Origin of the sequence: Prochlorococcus marinus str. MIT 9401, from assembly GCF_000760095.1 — a bacterium.
In the GTDB taxonomy this organism is placed as follows: domain Bacteria; phylum Cyanobacteriota; class Cyanobacteriia; order PCC-6307; family Cyanobiaceae; genus Prochlorococcus_A; species Prochlorococcus_A marinus_I.
The window spans coordinates 161,075-185,047 of record NZ_JNAR01000016.1; the positions used below are offsets into that span (position 1 = coordinate 161,075).

Below are 23,973 nucleotides of genomic sequence, written 5' to 3' on the forward strand. Positions count from 1 at the left end.
CCGTCACCTTTGTAATTTTCACTTTCGTAAAAATCGTTTTTAGTTCCAAAATAAACGGTTAACAAAACAAAAGGGAGGCTTAATACAAATAGAATAGTTGTTAAATCCATGTTTAAAGTTTAATTTATTAGATTAAAAAATTTGAATAACCAATCATTATTAGCTAAGGTTTAATAATCTGTAGGACCTTTTATACCAAGATAAAAAAATGCTCCTAGACCAATTAAAAGTAAAACTCCAGCAATAGCAGCAGAAGGAACAAAACCGCCTATTGCAAAAGAAGAAAAATAATACATCTCAAATGATTAAACTTAGTTAGATATTATCAATAAAAAATAAGTATTTGTAAAAAATTATGACTCGAAGACAATTGAATTATTCTGTTTCTATGCAACTAATGTGGAATCTTCGCTATCAGATGAAACTCTTATTCTTTCCTCTAATTTAGGGCCATATAGTTCGTTTCCCCAGATTTCTACTCTTGAATCAATTGGAGCCATAAAAGTAAGAATATCAGTTGGAAATAAAACTCTTTCTAAAAAAAAATTTGATGGTCCAATACACCTCAAGACGACCATTCTACAACCTTCATTTTTGTATGAAAATTCAACCATCCCTAACTAACAAAGTATATATAATTAAACAACATTTACATGTACAAAAAATGTATAAAAAATTACTGAAAAAAAAGAAAATTTAGAAAATATTACAAATTCAACCCGGCCTCAACTAACTTTCTTTCTTGATCAATTAATAAAAGCGCGTAGGATTTTATAACATCAAAGCTTTTATGAGGAATTGAGACATTAAGCATTCTCAAGAAATTAGATAATTTTTCATCTATAAGGGCGTTACCTTTCTGTAAAAACATTTCTTTTTCCTGATTTGTTTTCCATATATTCATGTATTCAATCTTTAATGGCTTTAAGTGCCAAATATTATCTATTAAAGTCCAAATATCTAAATATTCGTTTAAGTTATTTTGAATTTTTAGTATATAAGATGATTCATGAAGACTCAAATTTTTTGTATTTATGGGTCGATCAATTAAGTCAATAGAATAAGGTTTTATTCCCAAAAACCATCCCTCAAGAATTAATAAATCAGGACTATCTAATCTCCAATGAGATCTATCTCCTAAACCATTTCTTAATGATTTATCGAAAACTGGTACATTTAATTCTCCATTTAACTTCCAATTTAATAATTTCTCATGCATTAATTTTACTGAGTGACTTCCAGGAAACCCTCTTGAAACATTCCAAGGGTTATTCTTAATTGCTAATTTCATTTCATTTGACGGGAGATAAAAGTCGTCAATAGAAATAACCGCAATTTTGAAGTTTAATTTTAACGATATAGCTTCAAGCCATTTACCTAGCGTTGTTTTACCTGTACCAGGTAGAGCTGAGATTCCAATAATTTTTCTATCAGAAAAACTATTTTGAAATTTATAAGCCTGAGATAAAAGAGGTAAAGCCAAACCCCAAATCCAATCATCATTTACTTTATTGTTCCAATATTGATCAATTGAAAGAATGTTTCTTTTATTATTCCAAAAATTGAACCAATCATCCAAGGATGCCCAACCAATATCAATAATTAATTTTTCAAATTTATCAAGAGGAAAATTAATATCTAAATCTTTCATATTTCTAAATTAATTCTCGCTTATTTATTAATTTATTGATTTCATTTTTCCAACCATAGCCATTTGGTTCAGAAGCCAAAGTAAATTCAATATCTTTTAATTGATCTAGTAAATTTATGTTAGGTCCATCAATTCCAGGAATAACTATCTTAATATCTGAGTTTAAAAGTAGAGGCAAATCATTTGGAGAATCGCCTAAACCTATAATTTCAATATTTTGAACATTTGAATATTCTTTTAGAGCATTTATTGCTTTCCCTTTATTCGATTTTGTAGATAATAAGTGACTCATTCTATTGCCCTTAAAAATATCAACATTGAATTTTTTACAACAGATATTAATTTTCTCTTCTAAATAACTTGGCGGATTTAAAAAAGGCATACTCCAGTATCTATCACGCATTAAATCCAATGAGTTGCCCACTAAACCCGTAAGCTGAGTAGCCTCTTGATCAGTGAGATTATTAAGAGGAGTAAGTTTGTAATCAATTTCTTTAGAAATAAAATTTAAGATTTCTTCAAGAGATTCGTATTTTATTCCAAGAATAATTTCTCCATTAACTCTTTCAAGAGATTCACCATATATTGCCGCACCATTTTCAACAATATAAGGATCCGTCAAGTTAAGTTCCTTTCTAATAACTTTTACTTCAGAAGCAGTTTTGCTTGTACAAAGAATTACAGGTATAAATAATTTTTGGAGTTTTTTTATAGTTTCTTTAGCAGGTGATAAATCATATGTGTGATCCATTAAAGTACCATCTACATCACTTACTACCCAAATAGAAGAATTTTCTATCATTTTTATAAAGCACTAAGCCAAATTACTTGAAAAGGATCAAGACTAATATTTTTGCAATTATATTTAGTGGATGTTAAAAAATCATGAGTATTGAAATCATTATCAATTATTTTTGGTAGATCATTATCATTCAATTGATAATTAATTTTATTTTCAGTCATATTATGAATTGCAAAAACAGACTCAGGACCTTTACCTCTTTTGATTACAACAATATCACTTCTACCTTTAGACAAACATTTCATTTGTGAACAAGGGTGAAATTGCTTTAATTCTGATCGGACATCCATAGCATTGCGGAGATATTTTAAGTTTTTATTAGCATTAGATTCAGGATTATTTAAAACAGCCGAAAGATTTTCTGACTTAAACTTTTCTCTGTTTAGATCTCTTCTTTGACCTGTCATAGAAAAACTTTTGATATCATTTTCTGAAGCTAGTAATGCTGGCAAATAAAATGCAGGGACCCCTTTAAGAGCCATTACTAATACTTGACTCAAAATAAATCTCTCATATTGAAATCTTTTAGCATCTCTACTGGAGTCTTCCATTGCACTCCACCAACTAATATTCAATTCATAAGGTTTATCCTCACCATTTGATAAACGTCTATGACTTACTAATCCTCCTCTTTTCTCACAATTAATTAATAAATCCTTAATTCTTTGTTCATTCATTAAACCCTCAAGAGCTCTTAGCCCAACACCATCGTGAGATGCAGTGAAATTAAATAAAGTAGTATCTTCAGGTAATTTTGGCCAATCAAAAATCCATGAGTTTAGAATATCAGCTCTTGAAGTAATAATTGCTTCTAGAAGAAGAGGAGGCAATGGGAAATTATACGCCATGTGGGCTTCATCATCAGAAATAAGATAAGATAGATTCTCCTTCTGAGGAACGTTGGTTTCTGTTATCAAAACGCCATCATCAAGAAGATTATTTAAAAGAACTCTTAAGAGTTTCACAATTGAATGTGCTTTAGGTAAATGTAAGCATGTAGTCCCTGATTCCTTCCAAATAAAACCTACAGCATCAAGTCTTAACCATTTAATTCCATTAGATAAATAAGTAGTAATTAAATTTAAAAACTCAAGAGTCATTTTAGGATTATGCCAATTCAAATCTATTTGATCTGGCCCAAAAGTTGTCCAAACTTGTTTAAGACCATCATCAGTATTTATTTGAGAAAACAAAGAGGAACTTCTAGGCCTAACTACATTTGACCAGTCAAGATTTTGTTTCGGTGAAAAAACATTTGATATCCCCGGTTCTTGGGATTTAATAAATTGTTGAACCCATGGATGAGATGATGAGACATGGTTTAGTACTAAATCAGCCATCAAATCATGATTTTTAGAAATACTTTTGAGATCATCCCAACTGCCAAATTTTTCTTCTAGCGAATCATAACTTGAGACTGCGAAACCCCCATCGCTTGTGGATTTCAGAAAAGGAAGAATATGTACAACTTTAGAAAGACTACCAAAATGTTTACTTAACAACTTCCTAAGCGTTATTAATGTTGCCTCGCCATTTTTATAAATGCTATCTGCATAAGTTATCAAAACTGAATGAGATTCGTTCCACCTTTCCTTCTCTCTTATTTCTTCATAAGCAGATTTCTCTGAGAAATCATCTAGAATCTGTAATAATTGGTTTGAAATAAAATTAATTTCTTCTGTAGTATGATTTGAATAAATTGTTTTTAACAATTTATCAATTTTTAATCTATCTAATTTTTTCTCTGAATCAATTTGCTTCACTTTGAAAAAATCATCGAAGTATTAATACCATTCTGCACATCAATTAGAAAATGGACTTTCAACAAGGTTTAATCACAACAATACATGAATATGGAGTTACAGGAAATTTACTTAAAGAATTAAACAAAAGTCTTAAAAGAAGATCAACTAGCATTTTAATACCTTGCTTATATGAAGAGTTTGAGCGTCCAGCATTAAAAGATATAAAAGAAGTTTTAAAAAACCTTACAGGCTTAAATGAATTAGTAATTGCTCTCTCTGCAAAAACTGTTGAGCAAGTTAAGGCAGCAAAATCATTTTTTGATTCAATGCCATTCCCAGTTCACGTTCAATGGACTAATTCTCCCTCTGTAATTGAGCTATTAAAAAGCCAAGAAAAAAATGGATTAGAACTTTTAGGAACTCCAGGTAAAGGATGGGCTGTATGGCAAGGCATAGGAGTTGCGACTAGAAAATCAGAAGTCGTTGCTCTTTTTGATGCTGATATAAGAACTTTTAGTCCTTTATATCCTTCAAGAATGATACTTCCACTTCTAGATGAGTCATATGGAATTTCATATGTAAAAGCTTTTTACAGTAGATTATCTTTAGAAACAAATCAATTGCAAGGTAGAGCAACAAGATTATTCGTGGGTCCTTTATTAGCAAGTCTTGAGCAGTTAGTTGGTAAGGGTCCGTTTTTACAATATCTTCAATCATTTAGATATCCATTGGCAGGTGAATTTGCTTTTACTAAAGACCTTGCTATGAATTTAAGAATACCTTGTGACTGGGGTTTAGAGATAGGTTTATTATCAGAGGTTTATAGAAATGTAAGGACCTCCAAGATAGCACAGGTTGACTTAGGTTTATTTGATCATAAACATAAAAATATTGGAGATTCTTCTAAAGAAGGATTGCAAAAAATGTGTACAGAAATACTTTCAAGTGTTTTAAGAGGCCTCATGGAGCATCAAGCCGAGACTTTAACTAGCACTCAACTAGCAACTTTAGAAGTTCTCTACAAAAGAGTTGGAGAAGATCGGGTAAAACAATTTGGATTAGACTCAGCAGTTAATCAACTTCCATACGATAGGCACGAAGAAGAATTATCAGTACAAAAGTTTGCGAAACTATTAAGACCTGCTACAGAAGATTATCTAGCTTGTCCTACGACACTTCAATTACCAAGTTGGTCAAGAGTTCTATCTTGTGAGAACAAACTGCAAGAAGATTTAGCTATTGCGGGGTCAAAAGACATAAAGATAAATGAAAAAGAATTAATTAAAAACTTCTAAAGCAAAAAATACCTCTGAGCCATTGGAACTTCATCAAGAGGTTCACAAGTAAGTAGTTCTCCATCAGAAAAAACTTCATAAGTTTGAGGATCTACTGAAATATTTGGTAGTTTACTATTAAGTTTTAAGTTTGATTTATTGATATTTCTGGTATTTTCTACGGCAATACATTTCTTTTGTAAGCCTAATTTATTTGGAACATTTTGTTCAATTGAATTTTTACTTAAAAAGGTAAAAGAACTATTAATAAGAGATTGGCCGAAACTTGCAAACATAGGTCGACCATGGACAGGACCTGGAGTGGGAATTGAAGCATTTGCATCACCCATTTGGGACCAAACTATAGATCCTCCTTTAACAACTAATTCAGGCTTTACCGCAAAAAAGGAAGGTTTCCATAATACCAAATCCGCAATTTTACCGTTTTCTATAGACCCAACATGTTTTTCAATACCATGAGCTATTGCAGGATTTATTGTGACTTTAGAAATATATCTCTTTACTCTATAATTATCGTTTCTATCAGAATCCTGCGATAGAGGACCCCTTTGGACTTTCATTTTATGTGCGGTTTGAAAAGTTCTTGTAATTACTTCGCCAACTCTTCCCATAGCTTGAGAATCACTAGCAATAATTGAAAAGGCACCTACATCATGCAAGATATCCTCAGCTGCAATAGTCTCTCTTCTGATCCTTGATTCAGCAAATGCAATGTCTTCTGGGATTTTAGAATCTAAATGATGACAAACCATCAACATGTCAAGATGTTCTTCTAATGTGTTCCTTGTGTAAGGCCTTGTTGGATTTGTACTACTAGGAAGAACATTTTTTTCTCCACAGATTTTTATAATGTCTGGAGCATGACCTCCACCTGCTCCTTCGGTATGAAAAGTATGAATAGTTCTTCCTGCAATAGCCTTGATGGTATCTTCAACAAAGCCTGCCTCATTCAAAGTATCAGTATGAATACATACTTGTACGTCAAATTTATCTGCAACATTTAGACAAGAATTTATTGTAGAAGGAGTAGTACCCCAATCCTCATGAAGCTTCAATCCACATGCACCAGACTCAACCTGATCAATAAGATTATTCTCGTTTGTTGAGTTTCCTTTGCCAAAAAAACCTAAATTCATGGGAAAAGCTTCAGCAGATTGAAGCATTCTTGAAATATGAAAAGAACCCGGAGTACAAGTAGTGGCATTTGTGCCAGTTGCAGGTCCAGTTCCTCCTCCCAACATGGTTGTAATTCCAGAGGCTAGTGCTGTCTCAATTTGTTGGGGACAGATAAAGTGAATATGAGTATCTATTGAACCTGCAGTAAGAATATGGCCTTCTCCAGCTATTACTTCTGTTGATGCACCAATAACAATATCAACATTATCCTGAATATCAGGATTGCCAGCCTTACCAATTTCAAAAATCATTCCATCTTTTATACCCACATCAGCCTTAATTATTCCCCACCAATCTACGATCAAAGCATTAGTTATTACTGTATCTACAGCCCCATCAGCTCTTCTTACCTGAGACTGTCCCATCCCATCTCGAATAACTTTACCTCCACCAAATTTAACTTCATCTCCATATGTAGTTAAATCCTTTTCTACTTCTATAAAAAGTTCTGTATCAGCGAGCCGTATCCTATCTCCGGTAGTGGGTCCGTAAGTTTGAGCATAAGTTTTTCTATCAATTTTATAAGACATAATTTTAACTATTTAAAGAACCATTAACTAATGAATTAAAACCATATGCATTTCTTAAACCTGAAAATGGAACTAATTTGACATCTGTTGTATCTCCAGGTTCAAATCTAATTGCTGTACCTGCAGGAATGTCAAGACGCATACCACGTGTTATTTCTCGATCAAAAATTAAAGCCTTGTTTGCTTCATAAAAATGATAATGAGATCCAACTTGCACAGGTCTATCTCCTGAATTAGAAACAGTTACGGTTTTAACTTGCTTACTAAGATTTAGTTCGATTTCACCTTTTTCAGGAATTATTTCGCCAGGAATTAAATTACTCATAACTAATTAATCGGATTGTGAATAGTAACTAATTTAGTACCATCGGGGAAAACCGCCTCTATTTGAACTTCATCAACCATTTCAGGAATGCCCTCCATAACTTGTGATTTTGAAAGCCAGGTAGTTCCCTCTGACATTAATTGACTTACACTTTTACCATCTCGTGCTCCTTCAAGAACTTGAAAACTTAAAAAAGCAATTGTTTCGGGATAATTAAGCTTAAGACCTCGATTAAGCCTTCTTTCCGCTAAAAGCGCAGCAGAAAAAATCAATAATTTATCCTTTTCTTGAGGTGAAAGATGCATAATAAAAAATTAATCTATAAATTCTTAAAAAAAGTTCTTTCTGAACATAATTAATAATTCATAGAATCTTGTAAAGGCCATACACCTTGATATTTTGGCTCACAAAATCCACAAACAGACCTAATTTGTTTCCAAATACAAAAAAAATACTTTCTAGCATCTTGAGAAGAACTTCCTAGGAATCGTACAGAGATTCCATTTTCAAGGATTCCAATAGATAAATTATTATTAGTTTTATTGAAAATCTTTTTTATATTTACTACAAGATTATTTATTTTTGACTTGGAAAAATCTTTTTCGCAAATCCAAATTAAGGATCCAAAAACGGGCATGTAATCCATGCCTGACTTGGCCACAAAACTTGCTTTAGATAATTCAATCTGATCAACATATTCCCAATCATCAAGTGAATCATTATTTCTCATAATTTCTAATTTAGACCTAAAAACTCCACTCTCAATAGATTCTCCGGAAGAAGATCTTCCAAGTCTTATTAAATCAGTAAATAAAAAACTTGAGGTTTCTGAAATAGTTACTTTAAAAATTTGCTCATATAAACCATTTGCAAAGATGATTGTTTCTTGGGGGAGATACTCTAAATGAGAATTGTCAAGAATGTTTATGAGATTCTTTTGCTTTGAAAAACTCCCTTTTGGATTAATTTTAGATCTTCCAACTGATCCATATACTTTCTGAGCTGAAGAGGTCGTCAACAAAACCTTAGAGTTTTTTTCAAGATTTACCTCAAAATCGAGTAAATCACCTCCTACCATTCCCCCTGCAGTATGTAGAACAGGTAAAATGCATCTGCCTTCTTGATCATGAGTAGACTTTAATAACTTATAAGGAGAAGTTGATTTAGATTTAAAGATTGTTTTATCAACATTTCCTAAACTTGCTTTATTATTGAAAAAATTTAAGAAACAATTACCTTCCCATGAAGTTTTAATCATAAATTGTTTTCTTTAATTACTAAATTAAAGTAACCATAAATTTTGATTATGAGAATGAATAAACAAATTGTTGTAACTGATTGGATTAAGGAAAAACCGAAATTAGGTTTATTTATAAAACTTACCTTAAGTTCAGAAGAAAGAAGAGTCTTAAGGGGTAAAAGATTAACTGATTGTGATCAAGAAATAATTTTACAATTACCTAGAGAGGGCAAGTTAAATGATGGAGATATTCTTTCAACAAATAAGTCCAATTTTTATGTAGAGATAATTGCCAAAACAGAAGATTTAATTGAAATTAGTTCAAATTCTAAAATTGAGCTTATTAAAACTGCTTATCATCTTGGAAATAGGCACGTCGAAGTAGAAATAGAAGAGGGCATTCTTCTAACAAAAAGTGATTATGTTATTAAAAATATGCTTCTTAATTTTAAAGTGGATGTAAAAAATACGAAAAAAAAGTTTTTTCCGGAAAGAGGTGCCCATAGTCATGAGTAAAAGTCATTTATTAAAATATTTATTAATAAGTCCGAACTTACCAATTGGAGGATTTTGTTATTCGGAGGGAATGGAGAGTTATCTTCATAATAAAAATTTAACAGATTCAAATTCGGTAAAAGATTTAATAATTAGTGAACTAAAAATTGGTCAGATTAGACTAGATGGAAGACTTTTATTAGATTTTTTTGATATTTTTAAAGAAATAGAAAACGATAAAAATTTAAAAAGTAATTTGCAAAAACTATTGAGTTTGGATAAGTGGATCCTTGCATCAAAGGACTCTGTCGAAATGAGAGCTCAACAAGTTCAAATGGCAAACTCTCTCTTTGAGTTAACCAAAGAATTTGGATTTGAGTATCTATTTGAAAAAAATAAAAAAAGTTCCTGGCCATTAGCTTGGAGTTGGGCTTGTTATTGTTTTGAAATTTCGAAGTTAGAAATGGTTGAGAATTTTTTCTATTCGTGGAGTGCAAACCAACTTAGTGCAGCGTTAAGGATTATTCCTATTGGTTCAACAAAAGCACAAATAATTCAGAAAGACTTGTTAGCAACAATTTCAATAATTTCTAAAGAAATTATGGACAAAGAAATTTTTGACATCTACTTTGGCAATGTAGGTTTAGCTATGGCACAACAAAATCATAATGAACTTTATACAAAACTTTTTAGAAATTAATTTATGAGTAGTAAATTGAGAGTAGGAGTTGCTGGGCCTGTAGGTTCAGGAAAAACTGCATTGGTAGAGACTCTATGTCTAAGCCTAAAAAAAAATTATGAGATAGCAGTTGTCACAAATGATATCTACACTAAAGAAGATGCTAACTTTCTTATAAACAAAAAAGTTTTAGAGGAAGGAAGGATTATTGGAGTGGAAACAGGAGGTTGTCCTCATACAGCTATAAGAGAGGATTGTTCCTTAAATAAAAATGCAGTTTTTGATTTAGAAAATAAATATAACCCTTTAGATTTTGTTTTTGTAGAAAGTGGAGGTGATAATTTAGCATCTAGTTTTAGCCCAGAACTTGTAGATTTATCAATATATGTAATTGATGTATCAGCAGGAGATAAAATCCCTAGAAAGGGGGGACCGGGGATAACAAGATCAGATTTATTATTAATAAACAAAATTGACTTAGCAGATATGGTTGGTGCAGATTTAAATATTATGAAAAGTGATACTGAATTTATGAGAAAAGGGAAACCTTGGTTTTTTACTAACCTAAGTAGCGGTAAAGGAGTTGAAGAAATAACTCGATTTTTAGAGTCACATATACCCAACAATCGAAACTAGAAAAATAATCCTTTTTTTATATTGGATTCAACAAAAAGTTACGACTGATACAAAACATATTGCCACTCGTTAATAACTTTTATTTTATCCCCCTAATGAGGGTTAATTACCTAACTTATCCTAATTCATGAGAATTTCAAGGCGTATTTTGGCAGGATTAGCTACTGCCTCACTTGCGGTAACAGCAACTTCATGTGGTGGAGGTGGAACCTCCGGAAGTTTCGATGACACAGTAACCGTTGGTATTTTGCATTCTTTATCCGGAACAATGGCAATTTCTGAATCAACCCTTGTTGATACAGAAAAAATGGCTATTGAAGAGATAAATGCTGCTGGTGGTGTAAAAGTTGGCGGCAAAAGCTACAAAATAGAATACATAGTTGAAGATGGCGCATCTGACTGGCCAACTTTTGCTGAAAAATCTAAGAAACTTATAGACCAAGACGGAGTTCCTGTTGTATTTGGTGGTTGGACATCTGCAAGTAGAAAGGCCATGTTACCCGTCTACGAATCAAAGGATGCTTTCCTTTACTACCCAATTCAATATGAAGCCCAAGAATGTTCTAACAACATTTTCTATACAGGAGCCACACCAAACCAACAGTCAGAACCCGCTACAGATTTCATGTATAAGCGTTCTCCTGCAGCTGGTGGAGATTTCTTCCTTGTAGGTTCAGATTATGTTTTCCCAAGAACCTCTAACACTATTACAAAAGCTCAGGTAAAACAGTTAGGAGGTAAAGTTGTTGGAGAAGATTACCTTCCATTAGGAAATACTGAGGTTGCTCCAATTATTTCAAAAATCAAAAAGGCACTGCCTGAAGGTGGAATAATCATTAACACACTTAATGGTGACCAAAACGTTGCATTCTTCAAACAGATTCAAGACGCAGGAATTACTCCTTCTAGTGGCTACTACGTAATGAACTATTCAATTGCTGAAGAAGAGATTAGTACAATTGGTCCTGAGTTCCTTGAAGGTCACTATGGTGCTTGGAACTACATGATGTCAATCGATACTCCTGCATCTAAGAAATTTGCTAAAAGTTTCAAGAAAAGATGGGGAGCTGATCGTGTTGTAGCTGATCCTCAAGAATCAGCTTACAACATGGTTTATTTATGGAAACAGGCAGTTGAAGATGCTGGAACTTTTGACGACAACGCAGTAAGGGAAGCCTTAGTTGGACAAAAGTTTGATGCACCCCAAGGTCCTGTTGAAGTTATGCCTAACCACCATCTTTCTCAAACAGTAAGAATTGGAGAGATTAATGCAGAGGGTGGATTTACAATTCTTGAAGAGACAGGAGTTGTTCTTCCTCAAGCATGGAACCAAAAGCATCCAAGTTCAAAAGGATTTGCATGTGATTGGACAGATCCATCAAAAGGAGAAAAGTATAAGCTTTAATAAATTTTAAACTTTTACTGCAAAATAAAAGGAGGTTAACACCTCCTTTTATTTTATATAATCAAAAATTTTCTTTTTCTAAATTGGAGTTACTTCTAGATAGTCTTTTTAATGGTATTGCAATCGGATCTGTACTACTTGTTGCTGCATTAGGTCTGGCAATTGTTTTCGGCCTTATGGGTGTAATAAATCTTGCCCATGGAGAACTCATGATGCTTGGGGCTTACACAACTTACGTTACACAATTAATTTTTAAATTACCTATATTAAAACCTTTCTACAATTCATACATCATTGTTTCAATTTTCCTTGCTTTTATTGTTAGTGGAGTAGTGGGCATACTGCTTGAAAAAACTATTATAAGGAAACTTTATGGAAGTCCACTGGAAACACTTCTGGCAACATGGGGAGTAAGCTTAATTCTTCAACAATTTGTTAGAAGTGTACCTTTAGCCTATGGGACTGGTTTAGTTATAAGTCTGATAATTGGTTTATTTTTACCAGCATCATTCCCTTCAAAAATAAAAGAATCTATAAATTTCAAATATTTTAAATTTAGTTCTTGGATATTTGCTGCTTTAACTGGGGTCCTGACAGGTAGCCTGATCTCATCCTCTGTCAGCAAACTTAGTAGAGCAAGCGCTCGAAATGTTGATGTAACAGCGCCCTCATGGATGAGAGGTCAAGTTGAAATTATTGGCACTGCATTTCCTAAAACAAGATTAATGATAATTATTATTACCCTAATCTCTGTAATAGCAATAACATTATTTCTTAATCAAAGTGCCTGGGGGATGCGTATAAGAGCGGTTACTCAGAACCGACAAATGAGTGATTGTCTTGGTATATCTACTGAAAAAGTGGATATAATTACTTTTGGAATCGGATCTGGCTTAGCAGGAGTTGCAGGAGTAGCAGTATCTCTTTTAGGTTCTGTAGGACCTAATGTTGGCGGCAACTATATAGTTGGTTGTTTTATGGTTGTAGTGCTGGGAGGAGTAGGAAATTTATTAGGAACAGTACTTGCTTCATTTGGGATAGGAATAATGACAGATTTAATTGGAGCTGGAAGGCTCTTATCAATATGGCCAGATATGCCTTTACCTTTATCAAACACAATTAATTTTTTTGCGACCACAAGTATGGCGAGGGTAATGATATTTGCACTAATTGTTATATTCTTACAATTTAAACCTACAGGTTTATTTCCTCAAAAAGGAAGGATGGTTGAAAACTAATGTCCTTAAGAAAAATTAAATTTGATAAAAAAATAGTATTATCATTTTGGATAATATTAATAGCCTTAATTATTGCAGCACCAACTCTACTCCCTGTATTTAGACTAAACCTTCTAGGAAGATACTTGTCCTTATCCATAGTTGCACTTGGGGTTGATCTTATCTGGGGATATACAGGTTTACTAAGTCTTGGACAAGGTATATTTTTTGCATTAGGTGGATATTGTGCAGCAATGTATTTACAAATAACCAGCTCCTCTGAATTTCCAAATAATATTCCTGAATTTTTTGCTTTATATGGTGTTGAAAAACTACCTTTTTTCTGGGAACCGTTTAGATCGCCTGTTTTTACCTTGTTAGCTATCTGGGTAATTCCAGCATTGGTTGCAGGTTTAATTGGATTTCTTGTTTTCAGGAATAGAATCAAAGGGGTTTATTTTTCTATACTTACTCAAGCTTCTCTTCTTGTATTCTTTAACTTTTTTAATGGACAACAAAAACTTATAAATGGAACCAATGGATTAAAAACAGATGTAACACAACTATTTGGTCAGATGGTAGGTTCTGAGTCTATGCAAAGAATATTCTTTTGGATAACCGCCATACTAGTAATAGCAGCATGGTTTTTTGCAAAGTGGGTGGTTAAAGGAAGATTTGGAAATATCCTCATAGGAATAAGAGATGATGAACCAAGAGTAAGGTTTACAGGATATAACCCAGTTATATTTAAGACGATAATATTTTCTATTGCTGGAGGTCTCGCAGGAATTTCGGGAGCTTTATATACCGTTCAGTCTGGAATAGTATCCCCTCAATTTATGACTGTTCCCTTTTCTATAGAAATGGTTATCTGGGTTGCTGTTGGAGGAAGAGGAACTTTATTGGGAGCAATACTTGGAGCAGTTTTCATCAACTATGCAAAAAGTCTAGTTAGTGAAGCTTTACCTGCTAGCTGGATGTTTATTCAAGGAGGGTTATTTATCTTAGTTGTAACAGCCCTGCCAGAAGGGGTTTTAGGTTGGATTCAAGGAGATGGCCCTAGGAATCTTCTTCAAAGATTTGGTTTGAAAAGAAAGATCGAAACGTATCCAAGCTTAGAAGTTAATAATAAGGAGGGGAATAATGAATAATAAAGATCTTCTCAATTTAATAGATATTACTGTTAGTTTCGAGGGTTTTTTAGCTCTTAATAAACTTAATTTAAATTTGAAGAAAGGAGAATTAAGAGCAGTAATAGGACCAAATGGCGCAGGTAAAACAACATTTCTTGATGTAATTACTGGAAAGGTAAAGCCAACAAATGGTGAGGTGATTTTTAAAGGGAAATCATTAGTAGGTAAAAAGGAGCATAAAATAGCCAGACTTGGTGTTGGAAGAAAGTTCCAAAGTCCAAGAATCTTTGAAAATCTAACAGTTAAAGAAAATCTTGAAATATCGGTGACAACTCCTAAAAGTCCCTTAAACCTTATAAATAAAAGTATTAAGGATGAGCAGCTTAATGAAATTTATCGTCTTATGAAGATTGTTAATTTAGCTCAAAAAGTTGATTCTAAAGCTGGATCTTTATCACATGGCCAGAAACAATGGCTCGAGATAGCCATGTTAGTAGGTCAGAAGCCAGATTTAATGTTAGTAGATGAACCTGTTGCCGGTTTGACTGATGAAGAAACAGATCTTACAGCTGATTTATTAAAATCTTTATCAGGAGAAAATACAGTAGTGGTAATTGATCACGATATGGAATTTATAAGAAGACTTGATAGCAATGTTTCAGTATTAAATCAGGGCACAGTATTATGTGAGGGAACGATGGAAACCATACAAAAAGACAAAAAAGTTATTGATGTTTATTTGGGAAGACCTGGGGACTAGTTATGGAAAATTTACTCGAAATAAAATCCTTAAATACTTATTATGGCGAGAGTCATATTCTTAGAGATGTAGATTTAAATGTTAAATCAGGAGAAATGGTTTGTTTGATTGGAAGGAATGGGGTTGGCAAAACAACTTTATTGAAATCACTAATTGGTTTGTTAAGACAAAAAAAAGGCGATATCTATTTGATTGGTGAAAATATTAATAGAAAAGCACCTCATCAGAGGGCTAGAAAAGGAATGGCTTACGTTCCTCAAGGGAGAGAAATTATTCCATACCTAACAGTTGAAGAGAATCTTATGTTAGGGATGGAGTCTCTACCAGGTGGATTATCTATGAACAAGAAAATAGACACATTTATCTATGACCTCTTCCCAATCCTAAAAGATTTTCTTCAAAGGAAAGGAGGAGATCTTAGTGGAGGACAACAACAGCAATTAGCCATTGCAAGAGCATTATTAGGTAAACCTCAACTTCTATTACTTGACGAACCAACGGAAGGCATTCAGCCGAATATAGTCTTAGACATTGAAAATGCAATTAACCAGATAATAAGAGATACAGGAATTGGTGTTTTATTAGTTGAACAACATTTGCATTTTGTAAGACAAGCCAATAGATATTATGCTATGCAACGCGGAGGTATTGTTGCAAGCGGAAATACTAGCGAGTTAAGTCAAGCGGTTATAGATAAATTCTTGAGTGTTTAATAGATTATTATTTTAAATTAATAAAAATCTTTAATCATTTTTCGCATCTTATAAGGTCTATACTGTTTGGATGATCATTAATATACTTATTAAATTCCATTGCTAGTGTTCTAGCCTCGTAAGCGTCAAAAGCATAAAAACAATTTTCTAATCTTATATTTTGAAAATCACGATAATGCACTGTATATGGCTTCAAGACATTATTTTTGTTCATTTTAATTTGCAAACAAGCAATTATATATATTTCAACCATGCATTTATTCGTAAATATAAAGCACAACTTTTGTTGTTATCAAAATATATTGACTTAAATTATGTAATTAAAAATACCTTATGAGGATAAAAAGTAATTAATCTATTTTTTTTTATTTTTAGGATCTTGCTTTTTACCTTCTATTAAAAAAACGAATTTTGATAAAATATAACCAAAAACGGGGACCCAAAACTTTTCATAAAATAATTTCATAAAAAGTTAAGCAGCTAATGATTCGTTATCTTTAATTTCAGTTTTATTGATACGCTTCAAATCTATAGAATTAAACAAATGTTGCATAACCAGAAAATCAAGTTCCCCTTTCAACAAATCAAAATCTGATGAGAGTAGATCATCAACAAAATCATCAAAAGTATCTGAAAGAGGATTCACAATTAAAATTATTTTTGACATTATCATCGCATTAAAAACAAAAGTCAACCAAATTTGAATATTTATTATTGAATTTTTTAAAAAATAATGAATAAAAACTAAAAAATTAAATAATAAAAATAAACAAGAAAAATAACAGATTTAATATCAAGCTTAGGGTTTTTGAATTAAATTTCATTTATTTAGCTTTTCTTAATTTTATATCTCTCCTGATTAGCAATATCAAAACGACAATACACATATTTGCTAAAAAGAAATTTAAAGAATTCATCATCAAACCATTTAATATATTTATAGCAAGACTATTGATGTGCCAATTAGTAAAGAATCACTTAAAAATTTTTAAACACAATAAATTTTTATAGCAATCAAATTTGATATTAATAATTAATTTTAAATATTATTTTTTGATTAGCTCGAAGTAACCATTTTTATTTAAAAAGTACTTATCAAACCAAAGGCTTAATAGATTGTCTAATCCTATTCCATTCATATTATTTATTTGCGAAGTCTTATAGTCTGAGAGTGCAAGCAATAAATAAGGAAAAATCATATCAGAAACCCCTTTTGGCAGTTTTTCCAAAGGGACTCCATGCGCTCTATCCCATAAAATTTGCATATCCTGAGAGAACAATGAACTCCAATAACTAAAATTACAATATAACTTGTCTGGAGGGAGGAGATTTACAGATAAACCTGGAAGAGATGAATTCATAGTAATAAATATTTTATAGATTAATTGAATTTAAGATTTTGAAATGATGAAAAATAATCTTAATATGTGAATCTCCTATATGTACAAATTCAATTTAACGCACAGTACATCACTTAGCAACACCTTATCAAGTGTTATATTTATCCATCATTTCCTGAAATTTTAAGAATAATAAAAACTTTTTATAAGTTTGTAAGTCAAAAGTGTCTTGATTCTCTTTATTTAAATGGGATGATTTACTAGGAATAAAATGATTTCCTAAGTTAGTGTCAATTGAGATTTTTGCTTTATCTGTAAAGTCACCAGAAGTATCAAAAAAGTTTTTTGAATTATCGCCATTTACTTGATATGGTTGATTTACTTTACCATTTTTTTTATTAAATATACCTCTTATAGAAAGTGCTTCTTCTACCAAAATACTTATTATTTTTGAATTACTTAAATTGTTCTCTTTGCTCAACTTTTCAATTATTCTCATAACATCTTCTCTAGGAATAAATCCAACTCTTTTTTTCTTGGTAGGCATTTAAAAATTAATTAAAGTTCAGCACTTGACTGTAATAAGTGTTGCACTATATTCATTATAAGTCAATTTAATGCTAATGATTTTACCAACAACATTACTTTTAGGATCCCTTGGATATCTTTTCTATACTTCAAAAAAAGAACTTTCACTAGATCAACATGAACTTATAGAAAACCAAAAAGAGAATGATGATTTGTATAAAGATTTGGAAGATCTATTTATTTAAAATTTCCGTATATGCATTAAAGAACTTTGTTTCTTGACTAAAGATATACAAAACCTTAAATGTAATTAGAATTAGAATAATAAAGCTATAAATTCAATGACTGTCCATCAAGATTACGAAATAAAAATCAATCTAAATGAATTGATCGAGAAGAGAATTCCGTGTTGTGATTTGCTTCATCCAGATCATTGTCTAACAGAAAAACAAGTCTCTGAAATTGCACATGATATTCGTATGGATTTAAATTTGCATGATCTTTACAAGCAAGTGGATCAACATATTATGAATTATGTAAATGCAGCAGGAATCGATAACAAAGATCATTGGGTTGAACCTCATCTGCCGGATTTGGAAAGAAATTTAAAAGAAGAAGTTGGAATAGAATTTGATTAAATCTTTTTTGTTACTAAAGAAATCAATATATGTATTTTTTTTCCAAATCATCTATTAATTTATAAATACTTTTAGCTGATCTCTTTCTTTTTTTTAATATTCTCAATACTATAAATCCAATCAATAATGCAAAAATAGGTGTAAAAATAATGATTTCATGATTCATAAACATCAAACAAAAGCCTATTATTTAAATTATTAAAATTTTTGCATCAATAAAATAGGTACTTTATACAAATATCATTCGCTATAAATAATTAAGATATTTTATAAAAAAGTGAATAGATACAAATTTTTTCATAAATTATGTAGAAATAAATTTTAATTCAATAAATATAATGATTAATTATTTTGCTTTAACAGTTACTGAGATGGGGATCGGTAAAATAGAGTTAGCAGTTATTGGCGCAGTAATTTTAATATTTCCAATTTTATTTGTTTATGCTTCTAAAAACCTAGATGCTAAGGGAGTTTTCGAATGGATGATGGAGAAACCAAATGATTGGATAGGTAAAAAATAAGACTCATACAATATAAAATTTCTAGTTAAGCTTCAAATTTCCTAAATTACTAATATCGAAATCAAAAACCTGGCAATTATTTTCTAAATCATTAACTATTGAATTTTTTAGTAGAGAATAATCTATCAACTTATTGAGTTTATTATTTTTAAATTCCTTATTAGTTTCTCCAATAGCAAATGCCAAAGCTCCTTCATAAGAAATACCGAAGTTGGTAGTGTTGCAGTAGGTTCTAGTGAACTTACTAGAAATCTTTTTAGTATACTTTTCAAGAGTTTTTGAAGAAGTATCTAATGAGTAAACTGGACTAATAAATAGAAAAAGCAAAGTTAAAGTGAATAGCGCAAATACCCTTCTGATCATAATATTTCAAAAATTGCAAATTTAATATAGTTTAAAATTTAACTCTGCCGAACATGATTTATAAAAAATTATAGAAATTAAAAATTTATTAACCAGAACAACTATTTCATATTTTGGATGATAAAAACTCTCTGAATGAGTATTTTATAGTTTGAATTTTTTTTGGTAATTTTTTTAAAAAACGCCTAAATGCTTTTGGCATAATAAAAAATCCATATCAATAATTAATAGATAACAAATAATATATAGGTATTCAATAAATAACTATATAAAAATAAGTAAATTAATTATTAAATATATGATTGAGCTATGGAAATGTATTTAAACATGAATTATTGTTTAATTAAGTATTAAATACAAAATTAATATGGCACTACCAGAACTTATTTATGCTCCTATTGATGGTGGAACAATACATAGATATGAAATTAGTGGTGGCAAGAGAAAATTTTTAAGATTTATAGGTTGTTACTTGGGTCAATGTAATTTCCACAAAAATATTGATGATGCTATTGATTACATAAAAAATTTGAAAGAATCACAAAAGATACAAAAAACATGAAATAAAGATACATAGATACAATAGAGATTCAATATTTTTCGATTAATACATAATTATTGCTACAAATAATAGAGAATTTTCTTTTTATAAGAAATTGATTATTTACTTGGGTTATAGTTCCGAAAGATAAACAGTCAATTAAAAAAAGAAATTAATTTATGGAAAACAGACAAATTAATTTTTTTAAATCAAAAGACTTTAATACCGTTCTTAAGCCATTTAAAAAAGGAACGGTAGTAAAAATTGACTCGTTTGATATTAGAGAAACTCAAAAAGATTTAAATATAGGTTTATTTGGTTGGTATGCAATTTGTCCCTCAAAAGAACTAAAAAAAAATAAGCTATATTATTTTTCACTCTATGATGAGCCTCTTGTTCTTTATAGAGATGAAAATAAAAACGTAAGGTGCATTAAAAATATTTGTCCACATAGAGGAGCCTCCTTTTTTGGAGGGACATTATCAGATGGAGTAATAACCTGCCCATATCATGGAGCTAAGTTTTCATCTGGAGGAAGTTGTCAAAATCTCGACAGAATAACATGTCGCCATATAGTTGATAATAACTACGATAACTATGCTAAAAGGATTCATTTATCTCAATACAAAACTTCAGAAAGAAATGGATATATTTTTGTACATTTTTCTAAAAAATCTGAGACTGATTTAAATAATATAAGTGAAGATACACCTATAAGTAACTACGAATTATATGAAAATGGTTTTTCACATAAGGATTATGTCTTTGAGGAGGTATTAGTCGACTTCAAATGTGATTGGTCAAGGATTATTGAAAATCATCTAGATATCCTTCATATCTTTTGGGTTCATGGCGATACAATCCCAGATAAAGATGTGAATAAAAACGTATTAGTTAGTTTTAACCAGAAAATTAATATTAATCCCTCATACATTGAAAGTATTTATTATTACAAGAATAACCCTACAAAAGAATTTATTCGGATAAAATACATACCTCCAGGAAGGATATTAATTTACAAAGGCGATCCTTTCTCATCAAGATATTTACAAGTTTTAGATCATATCCCCCTAGGAAAAAACAAAGCAAGAGTGATAGTAAGACACTACAGGAAATTTCTACAAAATAAACTGCTTAATAAGCTCTTATTATTTAAAGAGACTCAAAGAAAGATTTTTTATAAGATATTCGATGAGGATTATATGATTTTAAAAACACAAACATATAATCACGATATGGGATTTATAAGTAAGGATGAAATAAAATTATTGGGAGAAGATAGGATAATAAATTATTTTTGGAAGTGGTATAAGAAGTCTGAAGATAAAGATGAACCATGGAAAAATGTTAACAAAACTCAAAATCTTGATGTATACGACAAAGTTATATTGAAATATCCTCCTGAGATAAAGAAGTTAGAAATTGCAAATAACATAGATATTATTAGAAAAACATTTGTAAGATTTGCTGCTCCACTTATATTTTTTATGTTAATAATATAATCAATGAAGAAAGTAGATAGACCAGCATGGTTGAATTGGCTTTATCTTTTTATATTTATTTTAAGCTCGATTCAATTGATTATATTTTGGAGTAATAAGTTTTAGTGTTTAACAAATTTTGGTTTGACGCAAAAAATATAAATTGTTTTAAAAATGGCTTTAGAGTAATTAAAGATTTAAATTTAAAGATATCTTATTCAGAAAATGTAATATTAATTGGGCCAAATGGCTCAGGTAAATCATCTCTAATTGAAATAATTAATAGAAACTTATACCCAGTAGTAGCTAATGAATCGAAACTAAAGATATTTGACAAAGAACTTGTAAATTTATGGGACCTAAGAAATAAAATAAGTACCGTAAATAATGATATAAAAAATAGAATTAATCCAAATTTACAAGTTTTTGATTTAATTTTGAGTGGACTATATGGGAGATATTGTTACGTACAAAAAAAATCTGAAAGAGATTCTTATAAGGTGGAAAAAATCATGAAGAAAATGAATATTTCTAATTTATCGAAAAAGAATTTTTCCTATTTATCAGATGGAGAAAAACAAATTTCTCTCATTGCAAGGGCATTAATCAAAAAACCGGAAATTCTAATCCTAGATGAACCAATTGCAAATTTAGATTATAAATCAAAGTTTTTTGTAATTGATAAGGTTAATGAAATATCAAAATTAAATACGAAAATTTTATGCGTCACTCATGATATTTCAACGATTACCAAAATTTATGACCGGGTCATAATGCTAAAAGATGGCAAAATAATCGCTGATGGAGATCAAAATAAGGTTATGAATAGTGAAAATTTTAATAAGTTATTTGGTATTCAAGTAGAGGTAACTAACAATAATGGACTTTGGAATATAAACAGAATATCTAAATAACAATTATAAAAATAGCTATCGCAATAACAAGAAATACTAATTTTCTACTTTTTAAAAATGAACTAGATTTATTTTTAAATGAAGAAGATCCACATTTAGAGCAGACAATCTTACCTCCTAAAGATCGGTCTGAGACGAATGAATAACTTCCACAATTAAAGCAAACTCTATTTACGCTCATTTAAAATAAAATATTTAGAAATTCTACCAAAATTATATTCATAAATACTTTGTAAAGAAAAACTTCAGAAATATGATGATAATGAGAATCTATTGCAATAAGTAATTTTTTAGTGCATAATTGATAATAATTCTCATTATCATATTTAAATAAATGAATTTCCATAGTTATGGAGAATCTCCGTCAAAATCAGTAAGGATAATAACTGGACAATCCGTATTAATAGATCCTTCATCAAGACCAAAAGGTACATGTCTAGAAGTTGAAAGTGGAATTGCAAGAGTCTATTGTCCATGTGAAGAAACAGAAGGAATGACACTCGCATTTTTACAATCAGGAGATCAATTAAGAACCGACCTTTTATGTAGCGAGGGTGTCTGTGTAGAGGCACTAACAGATTTGTCTTTTCACAGCAATGTAAATATTGATGAGAATATTGGTTTCGATGCAGTAAATGAATGGACTTTGCAACTCCTCAGGATTAGACACTTAGGAAATGCAGAACAGCGATTACAAGCGTTGTTTTCAATACTAGTAAATCGTCTAGGTAGAAGATGTGGTCAATGGTGTGAGTTACCTTTTAGGTTAACTCATGAAAGGATTGGTGAATTAATCGGTTCTACACGAGTAACATCAACAAGATTAATTTCTAAATTAAGATCATCTGAGTTATTAATAGCTCCTATTGGAACCCAAACAGTTAGTGTTGCTCCTTCTTTTATTGAAACATCGCCTCTATAAAAATATGAAGGAATCACAATCACTAACTAACAACTTGTTACTGGAAGTTGAGGTTTTATCGAATAGACTTAGAAATATCAAGCAATCGTACAAATCTACAGAAAATAAAGCATTGAAGGGTAGGTTATTTTCTGAAAACAGAAATATTTTTAAAAGAGTTAATGAGATTTATAAAATAGCTGAGCTCTTAATTAAAAACAATACTGAGAATATTAACTTTTCTAATTTGCTTTTTGAAATAACGAAAAGAACGTTGAATGAAAATAAATTTGAAAGTAATCTATTTTTTCTTTAAATCACTATCTATTAATAAGATTGCAGAAGGTTGATTAGAGGCAAACTTTACTTTACCAAGTATGTTTGCGAATTCATCTTCTGATTTAGTTTGAGCCTCAATGATTGGATCTAAAAATACATTAGTTCTTGTATCTGAAATTCTTTCTGAAATAGAATAAAGTTGTTGCAGAGATGAAGTTAAATCAGCCTCCATGTTAAAAGAATAAGAAATTAGATCCTCTATTGAATCCCATGCTTGAACTGGTGCAGGAATTTCATCTAATTTTACGCTTTGTCCTCTTGCGATTAAGTAATCTGCAAATTTCTGAGCATGTTCCATTTCACCTTGTGATTCACTTAGGAAATGAGAAGCAAATCCATTTAAATCACGTTCTTGAAACCAGAGGTATATAGAAAAATACTGAACATTGGCGTATCTTTCCATTGTTAAATGTTCAAAAATATTATCCAATAAACTTTTGTCAATTGGTTGTGCGACAGCTCTTCCAGATGGACCAAAATTAATTAATTTCTTTAACTTTAGATTATTTTCTTTCATTGCTATATAAGAAACTAATTAAATAATACAACATTTTGTATAAATTAGTAATTAATATATCCTTTAAATTAAATTAAATAATATGATA

Annotated in this window: 33 protein-coding genes; 17 read left to right on the forward strand and 16 right to left on the reverse strand. The window is 30.7% G+C overall.

The genetic code is table 11. From position 1 onward, the window contains the following. Positions 1-170: 170 nt before the first annotated feature. From EV01_RS10045 to EV01_RS02480, 5 genes are all read right to left on the reverse strand, one after another. On the reverse strand, positions 171-296 hold the full coding sequence (locus tag EV01_RS10045; protein ID WP_275040843.1) for a hypothetical protein: 126 nt from the start codon (positions 294-296) through the stop codon (positions 171-173). A gap of 90 nt (positions 297-386) precedes the next feature. Then, complete coding sequence (locus tag EV01_RS02495) at positions 387-614, reverse strand: DUF1830 domain-containing protein (RefSeq protein ID WP_032517033.1); 228 nt, start codon at positions 612-614, stop codon at positions 387-389. Positions 615-706: 92 nt separating this feature from the next. Next, on the reverse strand, positions 707-1,651 hold the full coding sequence (locus EV01_RS02490) for a kinase (protein WP_032517032.1): 945 nt from the start codon (positions 1,649-1,651) through the stop codon (positions 707-709). Between the two features lie 4 nt (positions 1,652-1,655). Next, positions 1,656-2,453 (reverse strand): mannosyl-3-phosphoglycerate phosphatase-related protein YedP, encoded by a 798-nt coding sequence (gene yedP / locus EV01_RS02485; RefSeq protein WP_032517031.1) that lies wholly within the window; start codon positions 2,451-2,453, stop codon positions 1,656-1,658. A gap of 2 nt (positions 2,454-2,455) precedes the next feature. Then, positions 2,456-4,216, reverse strand: a complete 1,761-nt coding sequence (locus tag EV01_RS02480) for a sugar phosphorylase (RefSeq protein ID WP_032517030.1) — start codon at positions 4,214-4,216, stop codon at positions 2,456-2,458. A 50-nt stretch (positions 4,217-4,266) separates the two neighbouring features. Here EV01_RS02480 and EV01_RS02475 point away from each other — a divergent pair, with 50 nt between their 5' ends. Continuing rightward, the gene (locus tag EV01_RS02475; protein ID WP_032517029.1) at positions 4,267-5,493 is read left to right on the forward strand and encodes a glycosyl transferase; all 1,227 of its coding nucleotides are present in this window, start codon (positions 4,267-4,269) and stop codon (positions 5,491-5,493) included. Here the strand turns inward: EV01_RS02475 and ureC are convergent. From ureC to EV01_RS02455, 4 genes are read right to left on the reverse strand one after another with little or no spacing between them, the layout of a single operon-like run. Next, positions 5,490-7,199: an urease subunit alpha gene (gene ureC / locus EV01_RS02470; RefSeq protein ID WP_032517028.1), complete on the reverse strand. Its 1,710-nt coding sequence runs from the start codon at positions 7,197-7,199 to the stop codon at positions 5,490-5,492. The two genes, EV01_RS02475 and ureC, sit on opposite strands and share 4 nt — an antisense overlap. A gap of 4 nt (positions 7,200-7,203) precedes the next feature. Then, positions 7,204-7,524: an urease subunit beta gene (locus EV01_RS02465; RefSeq protein ID WP_032517027.1), complete on the reverse strand. Its 321-nt coding sequence runs from the start codon at positions 7,522-7,524 to the stop codon at positions 7,204-7,206. 2 nt (positions 7,525-7,526) lie between these two features. Then, positions 7,527-7,829 carry an urease subunit gamma gene (locus EV01_RS02460; protein ID WP_025924424.1) on the reverse strand — a complete coding sequence of 101 codons (303 nt, stop codon included), beginning with the start codon at positions 7,827-7,829 and terminating at the stop codon, positions 7,527-7,529. Positions 7,830-7,879: 50 nt separating this feature from the next. Further along, the gene (locus EV01_RS02455) at positions 7,880-8,782 is read right to left on the reverse strand and encodes an urease accessory protein UreD (RefSeq protein WP_032517026.1); all 903 of its coding nucleotides are present in this window, start codon (positions 8,780-8,782) and stop codon (positions 7,880-7,882) included. A 48-nt stretch (positions 8,783-8,830) separates the two neighbouring features. Here EV01_RS02455 and ureE point away from each other — a divergent pair, with 48 nt between their 5' ends. The 8 genes from ureE to urtE all read left to right on the forward strand — a co-directional run bounded on the left by ureE (position 8,831) and on the right by urtE (position 15,802). After that, positions 8,831-9,280, forward strand: coding sequence for an urease accessory protein UreE (ureE, locus tag EV01_RS02450; protein ID WP_032517025.1), 450 nt, complete (start codon positions 8,831-8,833; stop codon positions 9,278-9,280). Next, positions 9,273-9,959, forward strand: coding sequence for an urease accessory protein UreF (locus EV01_RS02445; protein ID WP_032517024.1), 687 nt, complete (start codon positions 9,273-9,275; stop codon positions 9,957-9,959). Before ureE ends, EV01_RS02445 begins: the two co-directional genes overlap by 8 nt. Before the next feature lie 3 nt (positions 9,960-9,962). Continuing rightward, on the forward strand, positions 9,963-10,574 hold the full coding sequence (ureG, locus tag EV01_RS02440; protein ID WP_032517023.1) for an urease accessory protein UreG: 612 nt from the start codon (positions 9,963-9,965) through the stop codon (positions 10,572-10,574). 127 nt (positions 10,575-10,701) lie between these two features. Then, a complete protein-coding gene (urtA, locus tag EV01_RS02435; RefSeq protein ID WP_011862858.1) occupies positions 10,702-11,979 on the forward strand; it encodes an urea ABC transporter substrate-binding protein in 1,278 nt (425 codons plus the stop codon). 83 nt (positions 11,980-12,062) lie between these two features. Further along, positions 12,063-13,217, forward strand: coding sequence for an ABC transporter permease subunit (locus EV01_RS02430; protein ID WP_032517022.1), 1,155 nt, complete (start codon positions 12,063-12,065; stop codon positions 13,215-13,217). Further along, positions 13,217-14,347: an urea ABC transporter permease subunit UrtC gene (urtC, locus tag EV01_RS02425; RefSeq protein WP_032517021.1), complete on the forward strand. Its 1,131-nt coding sequence runs from the start codon at positions 13,217-13,219 to the stop codon at positions 14,345-14,347. Before EV01_RS02430 ends, urtC begins: the two co-directional genes overlap by 1 nt. Further along, complete coding sequence (gene urtD, locus EV01_RS02420) at positions 14,340-15,089, forward strand: urea ABC transporter ATP-binding protein UrtD (protein ID WP_032517020.1); 750 nt, start codon at positions 14,340-14,342, stop codon at positions 15,087-15,089. Before urtC ends, urtD begins: the two co-directional genes overlap by 8 nt. A 2-nt stretch (positions 15,090-15,091) precedes the next feature. Next, a complete protein-coding gene (gene urtE, locus EV01_RS02415) occupies positions 15,092-15,802 on the forward strand; it encodes an urea ABC transporter ATP-binding subunit UrtE (RefSeq protein ID WP_032517019.1) in 711 nt (236 codons plus the stop codon). 34 nt (positions 15,803-15,836) lie between these two features. Here the strand turns inward: urtE and EV01_RS09985 are convergent, their stop codons facing one another. The 4 genes from EV01_RS09985 to EV01_RS02395 all read right to left on the reverse strand — a co-directional run bounded on the left by EV01_RS09985 (position 15,837) and on the right by EV01_RS02395 (position 17,689). Next, on the reverse strand, positions 15,837-16,016 hold the full coding sequence (locus tag EV01_RS09985; protein ID WP_032517121.1) for a hypothetical protein: 180 nt from the start codon (positions 16,014-16,016) through the stop codon (positions 15,837-15,839). A 258-nt stretch (positions 16,017-16,274) separates the two neighbouring features. After that, positions 16,275-16,469 (reverse strand): hypothetical protein, encoded by a 195-nt coding sequence (locus EV01_RS09875; RefSeq protein WP_032517018.1) that lies wholly within the window; start codon positions 16,467-16,469, stop codon positions 16,275-16,277. Positions 16,470-16,848: 379 nt separating this feature from the next. After that, on the reverse strand, positions 16,849-17,163 hold the full coding sequence (locus tag EV01_RS02400) for a hypothetical protein (RefSeq protein WP_032517017.1): 315 nt from the start codon (positions 17,161-17,163) through the stop codon (positions 16,849-16,851). Positions 17,164-17,290: 127 nt separating this feature from the next. Continuing rightward, positions 17,291-17,689, reverse strand: coding sequence for a hypothetical protein (locus EV01_RS02395; protein ID WP_032517016.1), 399 nt, complete (start codon positions 17,687-17,689; stop codon positions 17,291-17,293). 76 nt (positions 17,690-17,765) lie between these two features. Here EV01_RS02395 and EV01_RS09880 point away from each other — a divergent pair, with 76 nt between their 5' ends. The 3 genes from EV01_RS09880 to EV01_RS02385 all read left to right on the forward strand — a co-directional run bounded on the left by EV01_RS09880 (position 17,766) and on the right by EV01_RS02385 (position 18,829). Further along, positions 17,766-17,915 (forward strand): hypothetical protein, encoded by a 150-nt coding sequence (locus tag EV01_RS09880; protein ID WP_193741449.1) that lies wholly within the window; start codon positions 17,766-17,768, stop codon positions 17,913-17,915. 96 nt (positions 17,916-18,011) lie between these two features. Continuing rightward, complete coding sequence (locus tag EV01_RS02390; protein ID WP_011818319.1) at positions 18,012-18,308, forward strand: hypothetical protein; 297 nt, start codon at positions 18,012-18,014, stop codon at positions 18,306-18,308. Positions 18,309-18,646: 338 nt separating this feature from the next. Further along, positions 18,647-18,829: a hypothetical protein gene (locus EV01_RS02385; protein ID WP_032517015.1), complete on the forward strand. Its 183-nt coding sequence runs from the start codon at positions 18,647-18,649 to the stop codon at positions 18,827-18,829. A gap of 21 nt (positions 18,830-18,850) precedes the next feature. On the opposite strand, the gene EV01_RS02380 is transcribed toward EV01_RS02385, so the two are convergent. Further along, complete coding sequence (locus tag EV01_RS02380; RefSeq protein WP_032517014.1) at positions 18,851-19,192, reverse strand: hypothetical protein; 342 nt, start codon at positions 19,190-19,192, stop codon at positions 18,851-18,853. 367 nt (positions 19,193-19,559) lie between these two features. On the opposite strand from EV01_RS02380, the gene EV01_RS02375 reads away from it, so the two are divergent. From EV01_RS02375 to EV01_RS02365, 3 genes are all read left to right on the forward strand, one after another. Continuing rightward, the gene (locus EV01_RS02375; RefSeq protein WP_025931807.1) at positions 19,560-19,754 is read left to right on the forward strand and encodes a hypothetical protein; all 195 of its coding nucleotides are present in this window, start codon (positions 19,560-19,562) and stop codon (positions 19,752-19,754) included. Between the two features lie 158 nt (positions 19,755-19,912). Beyond that, positions 19,913-21,235 (forward strand): Rieske (2Fe-2S) protein, encoded by a 1,323-nt coding sequence (locus EV01_RS02370; protein WP_032517013.1) that lies wholly within the window; start codon positions 19,913-19,915, stop codon positions 21,233-21,235. A 104-nt stretch (positions 21,236-21,339) separates the two neighbouring features. Next, the gene (locus EV01_RS02365; protein ID WP_032517012.1) at positions 21,340-22,128 is read left to right on the forward strand and encodes an ABC transporter ATP-binding protein; all 789 of its coding nucleotides are present in this window, start codon (positions 21,340-21,342) and stop codon (positions 22,126-22,128) included. On the opposite strand, the gene EV01_RS02360 is transcribed toward EV01_RS02365, so the two are convergent. After that, positions 22,121-22,309: a hypothetical protein gene (locus EV01_RS02360; RefSeq protein WP_032517011.1), complete on the reverse strand. Its 189-nt coding sequence runs from the start codon at positions 22,307-22,309 to the stop codon at positions 22,121-22,123. The two genes, EV01_RS02365 and EV01_RS02360, sit on opposite strands and share 8 nt — an antisense overlap. Positions 22,310-22,462: 153 nt before the next feature. On the opposite strand from EV01_RS02360, the gene EV01_RS02355 reads away from it, so the two are divergent. Then, positions 22,463-23,050, forward strand: a complete 588-nt coding sequence (locus EV01_RS02355; RefSeq protein ID WP_025933439.1) for a Crp/Fnr family transcriptional regulator — start codon at positions 22,463-22,465, stop codon at positions 23,048-23,050. A gap of 4 nt (positions 23,051-23,054) precedes the next feature. After that, the gene (locus EV01_RS0109135) at positions 23,055-23,345 is read left to right on the forward strand and encodes a hypothetical protein (RefSeq protein WP_032517010.1); all 291 of its coding nucleotides are present in this window, start codon (positions 23,055-23,057) and stop codon (positions 23,343-23,345) included. Here the strand turns inward: EV01_RS0109135 and EV01_RS02350 are convergent. Continuing rightward, the gene (locus EV01_RS02350; RefSeq protein WP_032517009.1) at positions 23,331-23,885 is read right to left on the reverse strand and encodes a ferritin; all 555 of its coding nucleotides are present in this window, start codon (positions 23,883-23,885) and stop codon (positions 23,331-23,333) included. The genes EV01_RS0109135 and EV01_RS02350 overlap by 15 nt on opposite strands. Positions 23,886-23,973 lie beyond the last annotated feature (88 nt).